This is a genomic window from Flavobacterium wongokense (genome assembly GCF_021608265.1).
In the GTDB taxonomy this organism is placed as follows: domain Bacteria; phylum Bacteroidota; class Bacteroidia; order Flavobacteriales; family Flavobacteriaceae; genus Flavobacterium; species Flavobacterium wongokense.
In genome coordinates, this window is record NZ_JAKIHP010000002.1 from 614,228 (window position 1) to 630,652 (window position 16,425).

A 16,425-nucleotide genomic window follows, 5' to 3' on the forward strand; every position below is an offset into this window, starting at 1 on the left:
ATCAGCCTGTAAAAAAATGCAACGTGATGCCCAACATCAGCTGTATGAGTATATGGCGCCTAAATTGTATCGCACGTGCAAACGGTATTTGAAAAAAGAAGAGGAAATTGAGGAAGTATTGGCTGATGCATTTTATATCATTTTTACTAAAATTGATCAGCTGAAGGAATATGGTGCATTTGAAGCCTGGGCCCGAAAGATTACCGTTAACAATTGCCTGCTTCAGCTAAAAAGGAATGTGAATTTCAATTTGTACCTCGAAGATGTGACTTTAAAGATACAACCCGAAAGTGTAGCTGAAACGCCATTAGAAGAAGAAGATTTATTGAAACTGTTGGAACACATACCGGAAGGCTGCAAAACAATTTTCAACCTGTTTGTAATTGAAGGTTATGGGCATAAGGAAATAGCCGTGATGCTCAACATTTCAGAAGGTACCTCAAAATCACAATTGAATGTTGCTAAAACCAAACTGAAAGACTTAGTCAATCAGTTGTATTATCAAAAAGCAAAATAATCATGGAAGAGAATAAATTGTTTAACGAAATTAAATCGGCTGCTGAAAACGCTGAGACCAAAGAATTTCCCGGAATGGAAAAAGTCTGGCAGCGCATTGAAGGAAAACTCGATCATAAGGAAGATAAAAAAGCAGTCTGGCGTTGGAAAAAAATTGCTATAGCGGCCTCGATTCTGTTAGTGGCAACATTAGGATACCAATTTTTCAAAAAAGATCCAACAACAATCAAACCAAGTACAGCTGTAACCCAAAACGATTCCATAAAAGAACCAATAACAAAACCAAATGAAATAGTCACTGAAGTACCCTTGAATCCAGCTATCAAAAAAGATGCTGAGCAGATTTTGCTAAAACAAATCAAACCGGCAGCGCAGGTAGCAATGGAATCGGTCGTAGCACCAAAAGAAAGTTATAGTATCAATGCAGACAGCATTCCAACAGGACAGCTTTATTTTACAGCTCCGGCTGCAACACAAAACAGCCTCAAATGGAAAGATGCCGTAACCGAATCCAAAAAAGAGGATACACGCCAGGTGGAAATGATGATGAATGCAAGAAGCAAAATCTCGAATGCCAAAAAAGAAGAACCGCTGGTTATTATTGATGATAAGGTATCTACAAAAAACATCAAGGATTTGGAATTTACCGACGGCGATTCGCTGATTGTATTAAAAGAACCTCTTTATATCATCAATGGTGTTGACTATACAGAACAGGAAGTATTTGGCCCTAATCCAACAAGCCCTTATACTCCGCTAAACAAACAGGAAATCGAAAGCATTTCAGTACTGCAGGATGAAAAAGCAATCGAGATTTATGGTAAAAAAGGTAAAAAAGGCGTCGTCATTATTACCACCAAGAACGGAAAACCCGTAAACGCTTCGAAGAAAGCAAAATAACATTGTCCAACTTTTAAATTTTAAAGCCATGAAAAGTGTAAAACTTATTTCATTAGCCATTGCTATGCTCTTTTGTGTCGTAACTGTGGCCCAGCAAAAAACCATTACAGGAGTAGTTTCGGAAAAATCCGGACCGTTGCCTGGCGTAAATGTAGTTGTAAAAGGAACTACCCGAAATGCACAAACCAATCTTGACGGTAAATACACCCTCCAGGCCAGTAAAGGAGAAACCCTGGTTTTCAATTTTATCGGATTTCAAACTACCGAGGTAAAAGTTGGCGATTCTAATGTCATCAACGTCAAAATGAAAGAATATAGCATGAAACTCGAAGAAGTTGTCGTTGAGGGTTACCGAAGCACTACAAAACGAAAATCAGCTGTTGCGTGCAGTACCGTAACACAAACTGAAAGCAGAGCCTATTTTGCAAACGTCAACGGAATTAAGGTTGGCAAAAAAGACAAAATGGTTGGCGTTACCATACAAGGGCAGGATTTTACGATTGATGATGTCAAAACAAAACCAAATGTCGTTGATTCCATTAAATCTGGTTTATATAATGTGAACGATGAAGATTATGGAATGCTGATAGAAAATGCTTTTGAAAGCCCAAAAACAGCTCCGCTTTCCACCTTTTCAATTGATGTTGACAATGCTTCGTATACCAACATCCGCCGATTTATCAATGCGGGGCAAAAGGTTCCTAAAGATGCTGTGCGTGTTGAGGAAATGGTGAATTTTTTCAAATACCAATATCCACAACCAAAGGACGAACACCCATTTTCCATCAATACTGAATATAGTGACTGCCCATGGAATAAGGATACAAAGTTGGTTCGTATTGGCCTGCAGGGAAAAATCCTTCCAACAGAAAATTTACCTGCTTCCAATTTGGTCTTCCTGATTGATGTTTCGGGTTCGATGGGCCAGCCAAACAAATTGCCACTGGTAGTAGAATCTTTGAAAGTATTGGTAAACCAATTGCGTGACGAAGACAAAATCTCAATTGTAGTTTATGCAGGTGCAGCCGGTTTAGTATTGCCGTCAACTCCTGGAAGCCAAAAGCAAACCATCATTGATGCATTGGAAAGGCTGCAATCTGGCGGAAGCACTGCTGGTGGCGCCGGAATCCAATTGGCATACAAAACTGCAACCGACAACTTTATCAAAGGCGGAAACAACCGCGTAATCCTTGCAACCGATGGTGATTTTAACGTTGGAGCTTCATCCGACAGCGACATGCAGACTTTGATTGAAGATAAAAGAAAATCGGGTGTGTTTTTGACTTGTCTGGGTTATGGAATGGGGAATTACAAAGACAGTAAAATGGAAACCCTTGCCGACAAAGGCAATGGTAACTATGCTTATATTGACAACATTCAGGAAGCAAACCGCTTTTTGGGTAAGGAATTCAAAGGTTCTATGTTTGCGATTGCCAAAGATGTAAAAATCCAAATCGAATTCAATCCGGCTCACGTAGCTTCTTATAGATTGATTGGCTATGAAAACCGCAAACTGAATCCTGAGGACTTCCAGAATGATGCGATTGATGCAGGTGAATTAGGAAGCGGACATACCGTAACAGCCTTATATGAAATCATTCCTGTGGGTGTAAAAAGCAAATTCTATAACGAGCCAACCAATTTGAAATATACTGAAACCAAACCAACAGCAACCAAATTCAATGACGAACTGGCTACGGTAAAATTCCGTTATAAAAAACCTGATGGAGATAACAGCATCGAAATGGTGCGGGTAATTGAAGACAACGCAAATGCAATTGCAGACAGTTCCAATGATTTGAAATTCAGTTCAGCCGTAGCTTGGTTTGGTTTGAAATTAAGGGATTCCAAATTTGTTTCAAACAAATCAATGTCGGACATCAAAAAACTGGCAAAAGAAGGTTTGGCCTACGATGACCAAGGCTACAGAGCCGAGTTTATCCGATTGATGGAAGCCGTAAATTAAACAAGATGAAATACATTATCATAGCATTGCTCCTTGCTGCCGGTCAAAGTTTTGCTCAGACCATTATCTTCAAAAAAAATGTTCCCGAACAGCTTAAAAAAGATTCAGTTGCAGCTAATTCTTCAACAGAAAATAGAATCATTTTCAGAGATAATTCAGTTAAAGAGCCTTTATATATTTTGGACGGGAAGCCTATCAGCTACACTGATATGAAAAATCTTAATCCTGAAACAATAGAATCGTTTACCATCCTAAAAGATGCAGGTGCAACAGCAATTTACGGCAGCAATGGAATTAACGGAGTAATAATTATCAAAACCAAAAAACTCTCTAAAAAAGAGCTCAGGAAAATGAAAAAGAAAAATCATAGTTAAGTTGGGTGTTGATTGAAGGAAGAAACCCTGTCTGGTGCACAACAGACAGGGTTTCTGATTTTATTACTTTTCGATTTCCTTTAAGCTGTCCATCTTTTTATGGGCAAGGAAACCTTTTAAATCTTCAAAGTGTTCTTTCACGCGTTTGTTCCCAAATTCGAAAACTTTTTCTGCCAATCCGTCAAGGAAATCCCTGTCGTGGGAAACCAAAATCAAGGTTCCGTCAAAGTCTTTTAAAGCTTCCTTGATAATATCTTTAGTCTTCATATCCAAATGGTTGGAAGGCTCATCCAGGATTAATAAGTTAACCGGTTCCAACAATAATTTAATCATTGCCAGACGCGTTTTTTCTCCACCAGAAAGTACCTTTACCTTCTTTTGGATATCATCGCCCTGGAACATAAAAGCACCCAATATGTTTTTGATTTGCGTTCGGACATCGCCAACCGCAATATTATCTATTGTTTCGAAAATCGTTGCATTTTCATCCAATAACGAAGCCTGGTTTTGGGCAAAATAACCAATCTGTGAATTATGCCCAATCTCAACATTTCCTCCATTGATTTCGATTTCCTTCATGATGGCTTTAATCATGGTCGACTTTCCTTCGCCGTTTTTTCCGACGAAAGCAACTTTCTGTCCACGCTCAATAACCAAATTAGCATCCTTAAAAATCAAATGATCTCCATAGGATTTCTCCAAATCGCGTACGATTACAGGATATTGACCTGAACGAACTGACGGTGGGAATTTTAATTTCAATGCTGAAGTATCAAGCTCATCGATTTCAACAGGAACCAATTTTTCCAACATCCGTACACGCGATTGCACTTGTTCCGTTTTTGAAAAAGTCCCGCGGAAACGCTCAATAAAAGCCTGATTGTCGGCAATGAATTTCTGTTGCTCATCATAGGCTTTCTGTTGATGCACTCTCCTATCCTTTCTCAATTCAAGGTAATGGGAGTATTTGGCTTTGTAATCGTAAATCCTACCCATGGTCACCTCAATGGTACGATTGGTAATATTGTCAACAAACGCACGGTCGTGGGAAATTACCATTACCGCTTTCGCCTGGTTGACAAGGAAATCCTCCAGCCACTGGATACTATCCATATCCAAATGGTTTGTTGGCTCATCAAGCAAAATCAAATCTGGTTGTTTCAAAAGGATTTTAGCCAATTCGATACGCATTCTCCATCCACCGGAAAATTCAGAAGTTGGACGGTTAAAATCTTCACGGACAAATCCCAAACCTTTTAACACCTTTTCCACTTCGGCTTCGTAATTGACTTCTTCAATCGAATAATACTTCTCACTCAATTCCGAAACACGCTCAATCAACTTCATGTATTCATCACTTTCATAATCGGTACGAATGGTCAACTGTTCATTGATTTCATCAATTTCATCCCTCATTTTAAAAACCTCAGCGAAGGCTTTTGACGTTTCTTCCATCACGGTGCAATTGTCCGCAGCCAATAAATGCTGAGGCAGATAGGCAATGACTGCTTCTTTCGGAGCAGAAATATTTCCGCGCGTAGGCTTGTTTTCTCCGGCAACAATTTTTAAAAGTGTCGATTTTCCGGCGCCGTTTTTACCCATAAGGGCAATTTTATCGGTTTCGTTGATTGCGAAAGTTACTTCGCTAAAAAGTGTGGTGCCGCCAAATTCTACGGCTATGTCATTGACAGTAATCATGAGCTGTTTTTTTGAAGGTGCAAAGATAATACAGAAACAAGAATGGGCAATGTTTTATTTGATAATGAGAATCAACTTAAATCCTTATCTTAGTCGTATCTAAAAATTTTAGTATGAAAAAAAATCTACTTATGCTTTTTTGCTTTCTTTCGATGCTGAATCTAAATGCTCAGGAACTATGGCAAAAAGTCTCCGAAAGAGAAGCTGGATTATCTGGAAAAAAAGAAAGGGTTTCCATTCCTAAAACACAGCATTATTACAGGCTTAACCTTGATGCCCTTAAACAGGCTCTTCAAAATGCACCAATGCGGGGCCATGCCTCCACTATTATTTTACCTTTTCCTGATGGCAATGGAAATATGGGACATTTCAAGATATATGAGGCGCCAGTAATGCATCCAGATTTGGCAGCGCGGTTTCCGGATAACAAATCCTATGTCGGACAGGGAATTGAAAACCCTTCCTCGATTATTCGTTTCAGTGTAACTTTATTTGGACTCCACACCATGACATTGGCTGCCGATAATAAGACTTCATACATCGACCCTTATTCAAATCAAGGCAACTATTATGTAAGCTATTTAAAGGAAGGATTAACTACTAATCATACATTCCAATGTCATACAAATGATGTAAAACCCGAATTGAAAATAAACGAAATATACGCTCAGCCACAGGATAACGGCAATTACAGAACCTATCGTACAGGAATTGTAACTACTGTTGAATATTCGGCATTCCATATAGCAGAAGCCGGGCTCGAATTGGGTACTTTGGCCCAAAAGAAAGCAGCGGTTTTAGCAGCTGTGGCAGTCACCATTACCCGCGTTAATTCGATGTTTGAACGTGATCTTTCGGTTTTCCTTCAATTGATTCCCAATGAGGATGAAGTGATTTTTATAGATTCGGATAATTTGACCAACGACGATGTTGGTGCGCTTATTGGCGAAACCCAGGAAACACTCGATGCTGTGATTGGTACGGAAAACTATGACTTCGGGCACGGCGTTGGTACATCCGGTGGTGGACTCGGTGGCGGACAACCCTGCTCTGAAGGCGGAAAGGCATTTGGCGCAACCGGAACGGGATCACCAGTGGGAGACCCTTTCGACATTGATTATGTAGCGCACGAAATGGGACATCAATTTGGCGCAGCGCATACTTTTAACAACAGCTGCGGTGGAAATCGGGACAGCAATTGGTCCTACGAACCCGGAAGCGGTAGCTCTATTATGGCTTATGCGGGAATATGTGATCCTAACATCCAGGGGAATTCAAATGCACAGTTTTTTGCGGGCAGCATAGCGCAAATCCGAAATACCATAAACGGAGCCGGAGGCAGTTGTGCTGCTACAACTTCAAATATGAATACGCCACCTATAATTAGTGCCGGGATTGATTATAAAATACCTAAAGGGACTGCTTTTATCCTGACAGGAACTGCAACCGATGCAGACAACGATGCCTTAACCTATATGTGGGAACAATATGACCGCCAGATTTCAACACAACCACCCTTAGCGACAGCTACTGAAGGTCCGAATTTCAAGCCACAGCCCATTACAACTGTTCCTGTTCGTTATCTGCCACAGCTTTCAGATGTTTTGGCTAATAATCTTACGCCAACCTGGGAAGTGATTTCCAATGTAGGACGTGATTATAATTTTGCATTTACCGTAAGGGACAATAATATCAACGGTGGTGAATCTGTTACCGATTTTATGAAAGTTACGGTGTCCAATGTTGCCGGTCCATTTGTAATTACAGCGCCAAACTCAGCTGTCAATTGGACCGTGGCTTCAAATCAGACCATCACCTGGAATGTTGCCGGAACTACAGCAAACGGAATCAATGCCGCGAATGTAGATATTCTTCTGTCAACCAATGGTGGGCTGAATTTTTCAATTCCATTGGCTACAAATGTCCCTAATGATGGAAGCGAAATAATTACTATTCCTAATTCACCAGGAAGCACAAACCGGATTATGGTAAGGGCTCATGACAATATTTTTTATGATGTATCGAACCAAAATTTTACCATATCACCATCTGCAGCAACATTCCTGCTGGAAACCAATAGCACACAAACAGTAAGTGCCTGTTTGGGAACTGATGCAAATTATACTTTTAATTACACAACCATTTCAGGGTTTACAGGAACAACCAGTTTCTCTGTATCCGGAATTCCAGCCGGAATTACGACGTCATTTACACCAGCTTCAATCAGTACAAACGGAACTGTAACATTGGCTTTGAACAATACACAGAACGGAGCAGTTGGTTTTTATCCGCTGACCATTACCGCAACTTCGGGTGCTATTGTTAAAACGGCAAACGTTTATCTTAATTTACTCAGTAATTCTTTTCAATCTTTGGCTTTGAATTCTCCGGCAGACAATGCGACGGGAATTGGGTTTTCACCCAATTTCAACTGGTCTTCAGACAGCAATGCTTCTCAATATACTATCGAAATTGCAACCGATTCGGGATTTACCAATATTGTCAATACTGGCCTGGCTTCAACCAATTCCTATATTTTTTCCGGATTGAGCGAAGCAACTTTGTATTATTGGAGAGTGCGCGCTGAAAATGCGGCGTGTAGTGGCGATTTCAGTAACGTGTCCCAATTTACAACAGGGCAGCTTACTTGTTCCGATTTTAATTCAACGGATGTTCCCGTTGCTATATCTGATGGTGCTCCTGCCACAGTACAGTCCGGTTTAACAATTGCTGACGATTTCAATATTCAGAGCGCCACAGTTTCATTAAACATTTCCCATACGTGGATGACTGATTTGATTGTTAGATTAATCAGTCCTACAGGAACTATCATCACGCTTTTTGCCGACCAATGTGGCGATGCAGATGATGCTTCCGCAACGTTCAGTGATAGCGGCATTACTTTAACCTGTGGAGGAACACCTGTAATTTCAGGAACAGTCAAACCTACTACACCACTAAGCACCCTAATTGGTGAATCCAGCTTAGGCAATTGGCAATTAGAGGTTGAAGATCAGGCTAATCAGGATGGTGGTTTTATCAATTCATGGAGTTTGAATCTTTGCCGAATCACTCCTGCCCTTTCTGTACCAAGTTTTTCTAATGCAGATTTTACTATCTATCCAAATCCAAACAACGGAACATTCTCCGTGCAGGCAAATAATCTGTTCGGGCAATACGAATTGAAGATTTACGATATGTGTGGACGCAAAATTTACCAACGGCAACCAATTTTAAATGGCGGGAATTGGATAGACAACATCCAGCTTCAGGCTCAGGACGGAATCTATCTTGTCGAATTATCCGGTAACGGAACAAAAACCGTCAAAAAATTCATAAAGAAATAACCTCAACAAACTTAGTAAAAGGCTGCCCAAGGCAGCCTTTTATCATTTTAAAACTATTTAATAACAATAACGTTGTAATTGGTTCATAACCTTTTCAAGACTTTTTTGTCAGAAAAGAAATGGCTACCTTTAAGGTTCAATTCCGCAATATGCCATTAATAGATTATAGTTTTCTCGAACGGATTTTACCCAAAGCCAAGATTAAGAAAAGCTTCAGAAAGGCAAAGCAATCCTATCTGGTTAGGGTTCGGTTGGCAACTTCACTGTTTTTCTTCGGGATGGGATTTTGTTTTTCGACCTGGGCAAGCCGAATTCCCGACATCAAATCGATGCTGCATCTTGGCGAAGCCGAATTGGGAACCATGCTTTTTGCCCTGCCTATCGGACAGCTGTTTGCGATGCCGATTTCGGGGAAAGTCGTTACCAAATACGGAAGCAGGAATATCTCGATCTTAGGATTACTGTCATATGGAATATGCCTGACCTTATTGGGATTTGCAAAAGCCGACTGGCAGTTGGCAGCAGGATTGTTCCTCTTTGGTTTTTTTGGAAACTTCTGCAACATTGCCGTGAATACTCAAGGTGTTTATACACAGCAGTTGTTTGACAAACCCATTATTGGTTCGTTTCACGGCTCGTGGAGTCTGGCCGGATTTTGCGGCGCATTGGTCGGCTTATTGATGCTGGCATTCAAATTAAGTCCGTTGCAGCATTTTGCTGTTGCCTTAAGTTTTGTCATCATTATAGTTGCAACAAATTATAAGTTTATGATCAAAGCCAAATCCAAACAGGAAGAAGAAAAATCAAGTGCTTCCTTTTGGAAAAATCCTGATAAAACCCTGCTTTGGCTTGGAGTAATCTGTTTCTGCGGAATGGCGAGCGAAGGAATCATGTTTGACTGGAGCGGTGTTTATTTTAAGGAAATCATCAAAGCTCCGGGAGCATTGGTTGTTTTGGGCTATACAACCTTCATGATCAGCATGGCTTCGGGAAGGTTTTTGAGCGATTTTTTGGTTCATAAATTTGGCCCAAAAAAAGTATTGATCATCAGCGGATTGGTAATTTCGTCTGGCTTGTACATGGCGGTTTTATTGCCGTATTTGATTCCGTGTATGATTGCCTTTATGCTGGTTGGTTTTGGAGTTTCGAATGTAGTGCCGATTATTTTTAACGTTGCCGGAAACAATGAAAATGTTCCGCCCGGAATTGCCTTAACGATAGTAACCAGCATCAGTTTCCTTGGATTTTTGATTGGCCCGCCTTTGATTGGATTTATTGCCCAACTAACGAGCTTGAAATATTCCTTTGCTATTATTGGGGTTTTTGGAATATTTATTTCGATGTTGGTCAGTTGGCTGAAGATATTCACCCGAGCCGAAGGGCGAATTGATTGAAGATAAATAATTTTATATTTGTAACAAACACTTACAAAATGAAACAGTTATCAGCCTTATTACTTTTTTGCCTAATACTTACTTCCTGCCAAAAAAATACTCCCTATTCCGAAGCCATGAAAGCCGATTTACAGGCAATGTATGACAAGGACCAAAAAGCGCAGGAATACGATATGGCCAAGGTACAGCGAAAATCATATGGCGATTCGATGGAAGTTGAATTTAATAAGTTGTGTGTAAAGAATACCATCATCCTTAAAAAGTACTTCGCAGAAAATGGTTATCCCGGAATCAAGGAAAACGGCGAAAAGGCATCTTTGAATTTTTGGCTTTTGGCCCAACACAGCGACCACGATGTAGCCTTTCAGGAAGAGGTTTTAAAAGCTATGGAAAAAGAGCTCAAAAACAAAAATGCAAATCCATCCAATTATGCGTATTTGTACGACAGGGTTCAAAAGAATCAAAACAAACCGCAACGCTACGGAACGCAGATGGTTTGGGATTCGCACGGCGTCCACAGTCCGTACAACCTGGAATCTCCCAAAAAAGTTGATGAGCGAAGAGCTTCGATGGGATTGGGAACTTTGGCGGAATACCTGAAAGAGTTTGAAAACTAGGCTTACTCAGTTGACAGGAAATTGCTTTCTTTCAATTCAATATATCTCGTGTACTGCAATGTATATGTATCGAGTAGGAATAGATTTCCAAAATAGCATCCGAGCAGGTAACAGGAATGTAATTTCCCGGATTTACTGATCTGTATTTCAAAATTATTAAGGATTACAATGTCGTCATAGGTAATTGGGTCACCCATAAAAACTCCATTGTCGTATTGCCAGATACCATCCATTCTTCCGGGCAGGAACATAAACCTGTCTATAAGAAGCAGGAATAGCAGCAATGGCAATATCCTGAAGGTTTTTTTCATCTAAATGCTCATTCTAAATGCTTCTATCACAGGATGTGCCTTACCAAAATCAACTTCCTGGATAAACAGTTCCACTGCTTTTGAAGTTTGGATGCTGGGCAGTACATTCGCCTGATTGTTATCCCTAATCACTACGTTGATATCGGCTTCTTCCAATCTTTCCTTTAAGGTAACTGCCAGGATTTCTTCTCCTGAAAATATTTTTATCAATCCCATTTTATTTGTTATTTGTTATTCTTCATCCATCTCGAAGAAGAGCGGTTCAATCATTATTTTATCGGCAAGTGATTCGACCCTTTCGGTTATTTGCGAGCAAAAAAACAGGCGCTGTGTTTTCTCTATGCTTTGTGACAAACGAAGGACAACCGCATCCATTCGGCTCCTGAACAATATATCGGCATCATCAACAATCATCATGCGTATCGTATTGCTGTTGAATCCAGCCGAAGAAAACATAGCGTTGATTTTATTGGGCGTTCCAATCAGGATATCCAATCCCATCGACACTACATTTTTATCATAGTCGATATCGCCTTTGTCATGGACTCCTAAAATGCTCAAATCTGTGTAAGCTCCATATTTCAGGAACAACTCTTCCATTTCCAATACTTTTTCCTTGTCTTCAACAATGATCAGGCAGCGTGTACTTTCCCCTATGGTTTTTTCCAGTTTTTGGATTACGTTCAACACAATGGTTGTTGTTTTACCGGTTCCTCCAGGCGATTGGATTACAGCATCTGCGCCACTTTTGATGGTAGAAAAAGTTTCCTGCTGCATCTCATTGGCTTCGGCCAGACCGTTTTCAATGAGTGCCTTTTGAAGATTTGGGTTTATTTTTTTTAGATTCATTTTCTTGATTTTTTGGGCGTTGCCTTTGGCCGCGCTTTCCGCTCTAGTCCTCACTTCGTTCCGGGCTGCCGCTGTAATCGCTAACGCATTTATTTGCTTGCAAAAAGTTTTACATCCATTTCCGAAATTTCACTTCCTCCAAGGATTATTAAACGCTCCACTACATTTCGAAGTTCACGGATATTCCCTGTCCAATCGTATTCCTGCAATAACTTAATGGCTTCTTTTGAAAATAATTTAGCGGTATTTCCCTGCTCTTCCGCAATTTTAGAAGCAAAATGCTCAATCAACAACGGAATATCATCCCTTCTTTCATTCAAGGCCGGAACCTTAATCAAAATTACAGCGAGCCTGTGGTACAAGTCCTCACGGAAGCGGCCTTCGGCTATTTCCTTTTTCAAATCCTTATTCGTTGCAGCCACAACCCTAACATTAATCTTAATGTCTTTATCCGCGCCCACACGCTGAATCAGGCTTTCCTGCAAAGCGCGCAATACCTTGGCCTGCGCCGAAAGGCTCATGTCACCAATTTCATCAAGGAAAATAGTTCCGCCATCAGCAGCTTCAAATTTACCGGCTCTGTCTTTTACAGCTGAAGTAAAGGCTCCTTTGACGTGTCCAAACAATTCGCTTTCAATAAGTTCCGATGGTATTGCAGCGCAATTTACTTCAATCATTGGAGCTTCTGCCCTTTCGCTTTTTTCGTGCAATTGATGGGCAACCAGTTCCTTTCCGGTTCCATTTGGCCCCGTAATCAAAACCCTGGCATCGGTAAGCGCTACTTTTTCAATCATTAATTTGATTTGGTTTATGGCATCGCTTTCGCCTATGATTTCATAATTTTTGGAAACCTTTTTCTTTAAGATCTTATTTTCAACAACCAATTGCTTTTTGTCTAAGGCATTTCTAACCGTATTGAGCAATCGGTTCAAATCGGGTGGCTTTGAGATATAATCAAATGCTCCGAGACGCATGGTATTGACAGCTGTTTCCAAATCGCCGTGTCCTGAAATCATTACCATCGGAATCTCGGGCTTGATTTTCTTAACGGCTTCGAGCAATTCCTCACCGTTCATTTTTGGCATTTTGATGTCACAAAGTACCAAGTCGTAGTCTTCATTTTTGATTTTTTCAAAACCAAGTTTTCCGTCTTCAGCTTCTTCAACGGTGTAGGTGCTGCTTTCCTCAGAAAGTATTTTCACTAATACTCTTCGGATAGATAATTCGTCTTCGATTACTAATATTTTGGGCATTTATGAAATTTTGAATTATAAATTTTGAATTCTGAATTACAAATAAATCGTTTGTTTTAGCCCTGATTGCAGCAACTACCATGTAGTGCGGAAAGCAGGATAATGGTTTATTCACAGCCCGAACGATTGGCTCCTAATCAGTTTTGACAAAAGTAATATAATTTCAGATTAAGCGCCTTACTTTGTTGCATCAAAAATAGATTTAATACTTTTGTAGTTCTAAACGAACAACTATGTCTACAGCAAAAAAGGATTACAAAAGGATAACCACAAAGTCATTATTTGACATGAAGGCGAATGGCGAAAAAATTTCGATGCTTACCGCATACGATTTTACCATGGCAAAAATTGTTGATACTGCAGGTGTTGATGTAATTTTGGTTGGAGATTCCGCGAGTAATGTAATGGCTGGCCACGAAACCACACTGCCAATTACGCTGGATCAAATGATTTATCATGCTTCTTCTGTTGTGAGAGCTGTTGACCGTGCTTTGGTTGTGGTTGACCTTCCTTTTGGAAGTTACCAATCCGACCCGAAAGAAGCTTTGCGTTCGTCTATCAGGATTATGAAGGAAAGTGGCGGACATGCTGTAAAGCTTGAAGGTGGAGGCGAAATCAAGGAAAGCATCAAACGCATCCTTGCAGCGGGAATTCCGGTTATGGGGCATTTGGGACTGACACCACAATCTATTTATAAATTCGGAACCTATACCGTTCGTGCCAAGGAAGAAGCTGAAGCAGCACAATTGCTGGAAGATGCACAATTGCTGGAAAAACTCGGATGTTTTGCATTGGTTTTGGAAAAAATTCCAGCCGCACTTGCCGAAAAAGTAGCAAAGACCATTTCCATTCCTGTAATCGGGATTGGCGCCGGTGGTGGCGTTGACGGACAGGTTTTGGTAATCCACGATATGTTGGGAATGAACAATGAATTCAGCCCAAGGTTTCTGCGCCGTTATTTAGATTTGTACGAGCAAATGACCAAAGCGATTGGAAATTTTGTAACCGATGTAAAGTCGAAGGATTTCCCAAATAAGAACGAACAATACTAGTCTGCATGGCAGAGAAAATCGTTTCCACAAAAGACAATTTACAAATCCTTCACGAAGACAATCACATCATTGTCGTTAATAAACGTGTGGGTGATATTGTACAGGGTGACAAAACCGGTGACAAACCTTTGTCTGAAGTGGTCAAGGAATACATCAAGGAAAAGTATAACAAACCCGGAGAAGTGTTTCTGGGTGTGGTCCACAGGCTCGATCGTCCTACAACCGGCATTGTAGTTTTTGCACGAACTTCGAAAGCATTGGAAAGACTGAATGCAATGTTCAGCAACCGCGAAACCCAGAAAACCTATTGGGCTGTTGTTAAAAACAAACCGCCAAAAGAACAGGATACCTTAGTTCATTATCTGAAACGGAATGAAAAAAACAATACCTCCAAGGCGCATTTAAAGGAAGTTCCTGAAAGCAAAAAAGCCAGCCTCGATTATAAGATCATTAAAACGCTGGACAATTATTTTGCTTTGGAAATCAATCTTCATACCGGACGACACCACCAAATCAGGGCGCAGCTATCTGCAATTGGCAGCCCTATAAAAGGCGATTTGAAATACGGCTTCGACCGCAGTAATCCTGACGGCGGCATCCATCTGCATGCAAGGAAACTATCCTTCATACACCCTGTATCCAAAGAGCCACTTGAAATCATTGCCAATACTCCAAATGAGGTAATTTGGAATCTGATTTAATGTTAAAATTATAGAACTTTTTCTGTTAAATTTGAAAACCTCTTTATCCTAAAAATTCTATATTTACCTTTAGTTTCTAACCCTATAAATGATACCTGCTATGAAAAAATTAATTTTAACCTTCGGCCTGCTGATTGGTTTGAGCGCAACCGCGCAAGAACATTTCTCGGGAATAAGTACTTCGAACCGCGTCGGAATACTTAATGGTTCGCTAAATCCCGCAGAATTTGCAAATCTTTCTAAAAAATTTGAAATCAATTTTATCGGAGTCAGCCTTGATGTAGCCAATAATAAAGTTGGTTTCAGCGATTTGGTTTCGGGAGATGATCTTGAAACCTTAATTTTTACCGGAAACGATCCTGTCAACATGCGTTTTGACGGACAAATAATGGGTCCTGGTTTTGCCACTAAATGGTTTGGCTGGGGTTTTGCAATTACCACCAAAGCCAATGCAAAATTTGATGTTGTGGATGTTGACCCAACTATCGGACAGGCTATAGTAAACGATAATCTGATATTAAATACCACTTTATTGGACAATCCTGGTAACCAAAGGGTAAGTGGAACATCGTATGGCGAAATTGGCTTGTCTGTGGCAAAACAGCTTGTAAATACTGAAAACCATAGCTTTAACGCTGGTATTACCTTAAAGATATTATTCCCAGGTTCCTATTCGAATGCCGGTTTGAAAGATTTAAATGGTACGATTACCCAAAATGCCACCGGCGCTTATTTGACAACCAATGCTCCGGCTACCCTTAACATAGCCTATTCCGGAAACCTTGCCGACAGTTTTACCAACTTCAATGATTACAGCAAATCCATTTTTGGCGGACTCAACGGTTTTGCAGGTGACATTGGTGTAACCTACGAATGGAAGGATGGCAATAACGGTTACAAACTAAAAGCTGGTGCTTCCATCAGGAATATCGGAAGCATGACTTTTAAGGATGATAACAATTACAACACCAATTACACTTTGAATATCCCAACCACCAATCCATTGGATTTAAGCCAGTTTTCGGATGTTGATAATTTAAGTGAAGTCGAACAGATTTTATTGGACGGAGGTTATCTGACTGAAACCCGTAATAAAACCGATTTCAAGGTAAACCTGCCAACAACCTTTTCGCTATATGCCGATTTAAAGATTATCCCAAAATTTTATGTGACGGGTTATTTGCAGCAAAGAATGAAAAAAGATGACAGCGATAACCAAATCACTGCTAAGAATATCGTGTCTTTGACTCCAAGGTTTAACATAGGGATTTTTGAGGCCTATGTTCCGTTTTCACATGATGATGTTTCGGGAACGAATGTGGGTGCAGGTTTTAGATGGTTCGGATTTTATTTAGGTTCAAATTCCATCTTTACTTCGTTGGCTGATGGTAAACAAGCCGATGCTTACATCGGATACCGACTTGGTTTTTTATAAAATAATAAAGTT

At 40.3% G+C, this 16,425-nt stretch carries 15 protein-coding genes; 10 read left to right on the forward strand and 5 right to left on the reverse strand.

The window, feature by feature from the left end; translation table 11 throughout:
* The first annotated feature begins 16 nt into the window (after nucleotides 1-16).
* Genes L1S31_RS08925 through L1S31_RS14900 form a run of 4 tightly spaced genes read left to right on the forward strand, consistent with a single transcriptional unit; the run spans nucleotide 17 to nucleotide 3,756 of the window.
* On the forward strand, nucleotides 17-517 hold the full coding sequence (locus L1S31_RS08925) for an RNA polymerase sigma factor (protein ID WP_236464441.1): 501 nt from the start codon (nucleotides 17-19) through the stop codon (nucleotides 515-517).
* A gap of 2 nt (nucleotides 518-519) precedes the next feature.
* Entirely contained in the window at nucleotides 520-1,416 is an 897-nt protein-coding gene (locus L1S31_RS08930; protein ID WP_236464383.1) for a hypothetical protein, read from the forward strand.
* Between the two features lie 28 nt (nucleotides 1,417-1,444).
* Nucleotides 1,445-3,382: a vWA domain-containing protein gene (locus L1S31_RS08935; RefSeq protein WP_236464384.1), complete on the forward strand. Its 1,938-nt coding sequence runs from the start codon at nucleotides 1,445-1,447 to the stop codon at nucleotides 3,380-3,382.
* A gap of 5 nt (nucleotides 3,383-3,387) precedes the next feature.
* Nucleotides 3,388-3,756 (forward strand): TonB-dependent receptor plug domain-containing protein, encoded by a 369-nt coding sequence (locus tag L1S31_RS14900; protein WP_370637872.1) that lies wholly within the window; start codon nucleotides 3,388-3,390, stop codon nucleotides 3,754-3,756.
* Between the two features lie 63 nt (nucleotides 3,757-3,819).
* Here the strand turns inward: L1S31_RS14900 and L1S31_RS08945 are convergent, their stop codons facing one another.
* Complete coding sequence (locus L1S31_RS08945; RefSeq protein ID WP_236464385.1) at nucleotides 3,820-5,454, reverse strand: ABC-F family ATP-binding cassette domain-containing protein; 1,635 nt, start codon at nucleotides 5,452-5,454, stop codon at nucleotides 3,820-3,822.
* A gap of 113 nt (nucleotides 5,455-5,567) precedes the next feature.
* Between L1S31_RS08945 and L1S31_RS08950 the strand changes: the two genes are divergently transcribed.
* From L1S31_RS08950 to L1S31_RS08960, 3 genes are all read left to right on the forward strand, one after another.
* Nucleotides 5,568-8,801 (forward strand): reprolysin-like metallopeptidase, encoded by a 3,234-nt coding sequence (locus L1S31_RS08950; RefSeq protein WP_236464386.1) that lies wholly within the window; start codon nucleotides 5,568-5,570, stop codon nucleotides 8,799-8,801.
* A 149-nt stretch (nucleotides 8,802-8,950) separates the two neighbouring features.
* On the forward strand, nucleotides 8,951-10,195 hold the full coding sequence (locus L1S31_RS08955; RefSeq protein WP_236464387.1) for an MFS transporter: 1,245 nt from the start codon (nucleotides 8,951-8,953) through the stop codon (nucleotides 10,193-10,195).
* A 38-nt stretch (nucleotides 10,196-10,233) separates the two neighbouring features.
* Nucleotides 10,234-10,812 carry a DUF6624 domain-containing protein gene (locus tag L1S31_RS08960; protein ID WP_236464388.1) on the forward strand — a complete coding sequence of 193 codons (579 nt, stop codon included), beginning with the start codon at nucleotides 10,234-10,236 and terminating at the stop codon, nucleotides 10,810-10,812.
* A 2-nt stretch (nucleotides 10,813-10,814) separates the two neighbouring features.
* Here the strand turns inward: L1S31_RS08960 and L1S31_RS08965 are convergent, their stop codons facing one another.
* The 4 genes from L1S31_RS08965 to L1S31_RS08980 all read right to left on the reverse strand — a co-directional run bounded on the left by L1S31_RS08965 (nucleotide 10,815) and on the right by L1S31_RS08980 (nucleotide 13,225).
* Nucleotides 10,815-11,123, reverse strand: coding sequence for a hypothetical protein (locus L1S31_RS08965; RefSeq protein WP_236464389.1), 309 nt, complete (start codon nucleotides 11,121-11,123; stop codon nucleotides 10,815-10,817).
* Nucleotides 11,124-11,339 carry a putative signal transducing protein gene (locus L1S31_RS08970; protein ID WP_236464390.1) on the reverse strand — a complete coding sequence of 72 codons (216 nt, stop codon included), beginning with the start codon at nucleotides 11,337-11,339 and terminating at the stop codon, nucleotides 11,124-11,126.
* 15 nt (nucleotides 11,340-11,354) lie between these two features.
* The gene (locus L1S31_RS08975) at nucleotides 11,355-11,972 is read right to left on the reverse strand and encodes a DEAD/DEAH box helicase (protein ID WP_236464391.1); all 618 of its coding nucleotides are present in this window, start codon (nucleotides 11,970-11,972) and stop codon (nucleotides 11,355-11,357) included.
* 89 nt (nucleotides 11,973-12,061) lie between these two features.
* A complete protein-coding gene (locus tag L1S31_RS08980) occupies nucleotides 12,062-13,225 on the reverse strand; it encodes a sigma-54-dependent transcriptional regulator (protein WP_236464392.1) in 1,164 nt (387 codons plus the stop codon).
* A 233-nt stretch (nucleotides 13,226-13,458) separates the two neighbouring features.
* On the opposite strand from L1S31_RS08980, the gene panB reads away from it, so the two are divergent.
* The 3 genes from panB (at nucleotide 13,459) to L1S31_RS08995 (ending at nucleotide 16,413) form a co-directional block, all read left to right on the forward strand.
* Nucleotides 13,459-14,277 carry a 3-methyl-2-oxobutanoate hydroxymethyltransferase gene (gene panB / locus L1S31_RS08985; protein ID WP_236464393.1) on the forward strand — a complete coding sequence of 273 codons (819 nt, stop codon included), beginning with the start codon at nucleotides 13,459-13,461 and terminating at the stop codon, nucleotides 14,275-14,277.
* A 5-nt stretch (nucleotides 14,278-14,282) separates the two neighbouring features.
* Entirely contained in the window at nucleotides 14,283-14,978 is a 696-nt protein-coding gene (locus L1S31_RS08990; RefSeq protein ID WP_236464394.1) for an RluA family pseudouridine synthase, read from the forward strand.
* A 100-nt stretch (nucleotides 14,979-15,078) separates the two neighbouring features.
* On the forward strand, nucleotides 15,079-16,413 hold the full coding sequence (locus tag L1S31_RS08995) for a DUF5723 family protein (RefSeq protein WP_236464395.1): 1,335 nt from the start codon (nucleotides 15,079-15,081) through the stop codon (nucleotides 16,411-16,413).
* Nucleotides 16,414-16,425 lie beyond the last annotated feature (12 nt).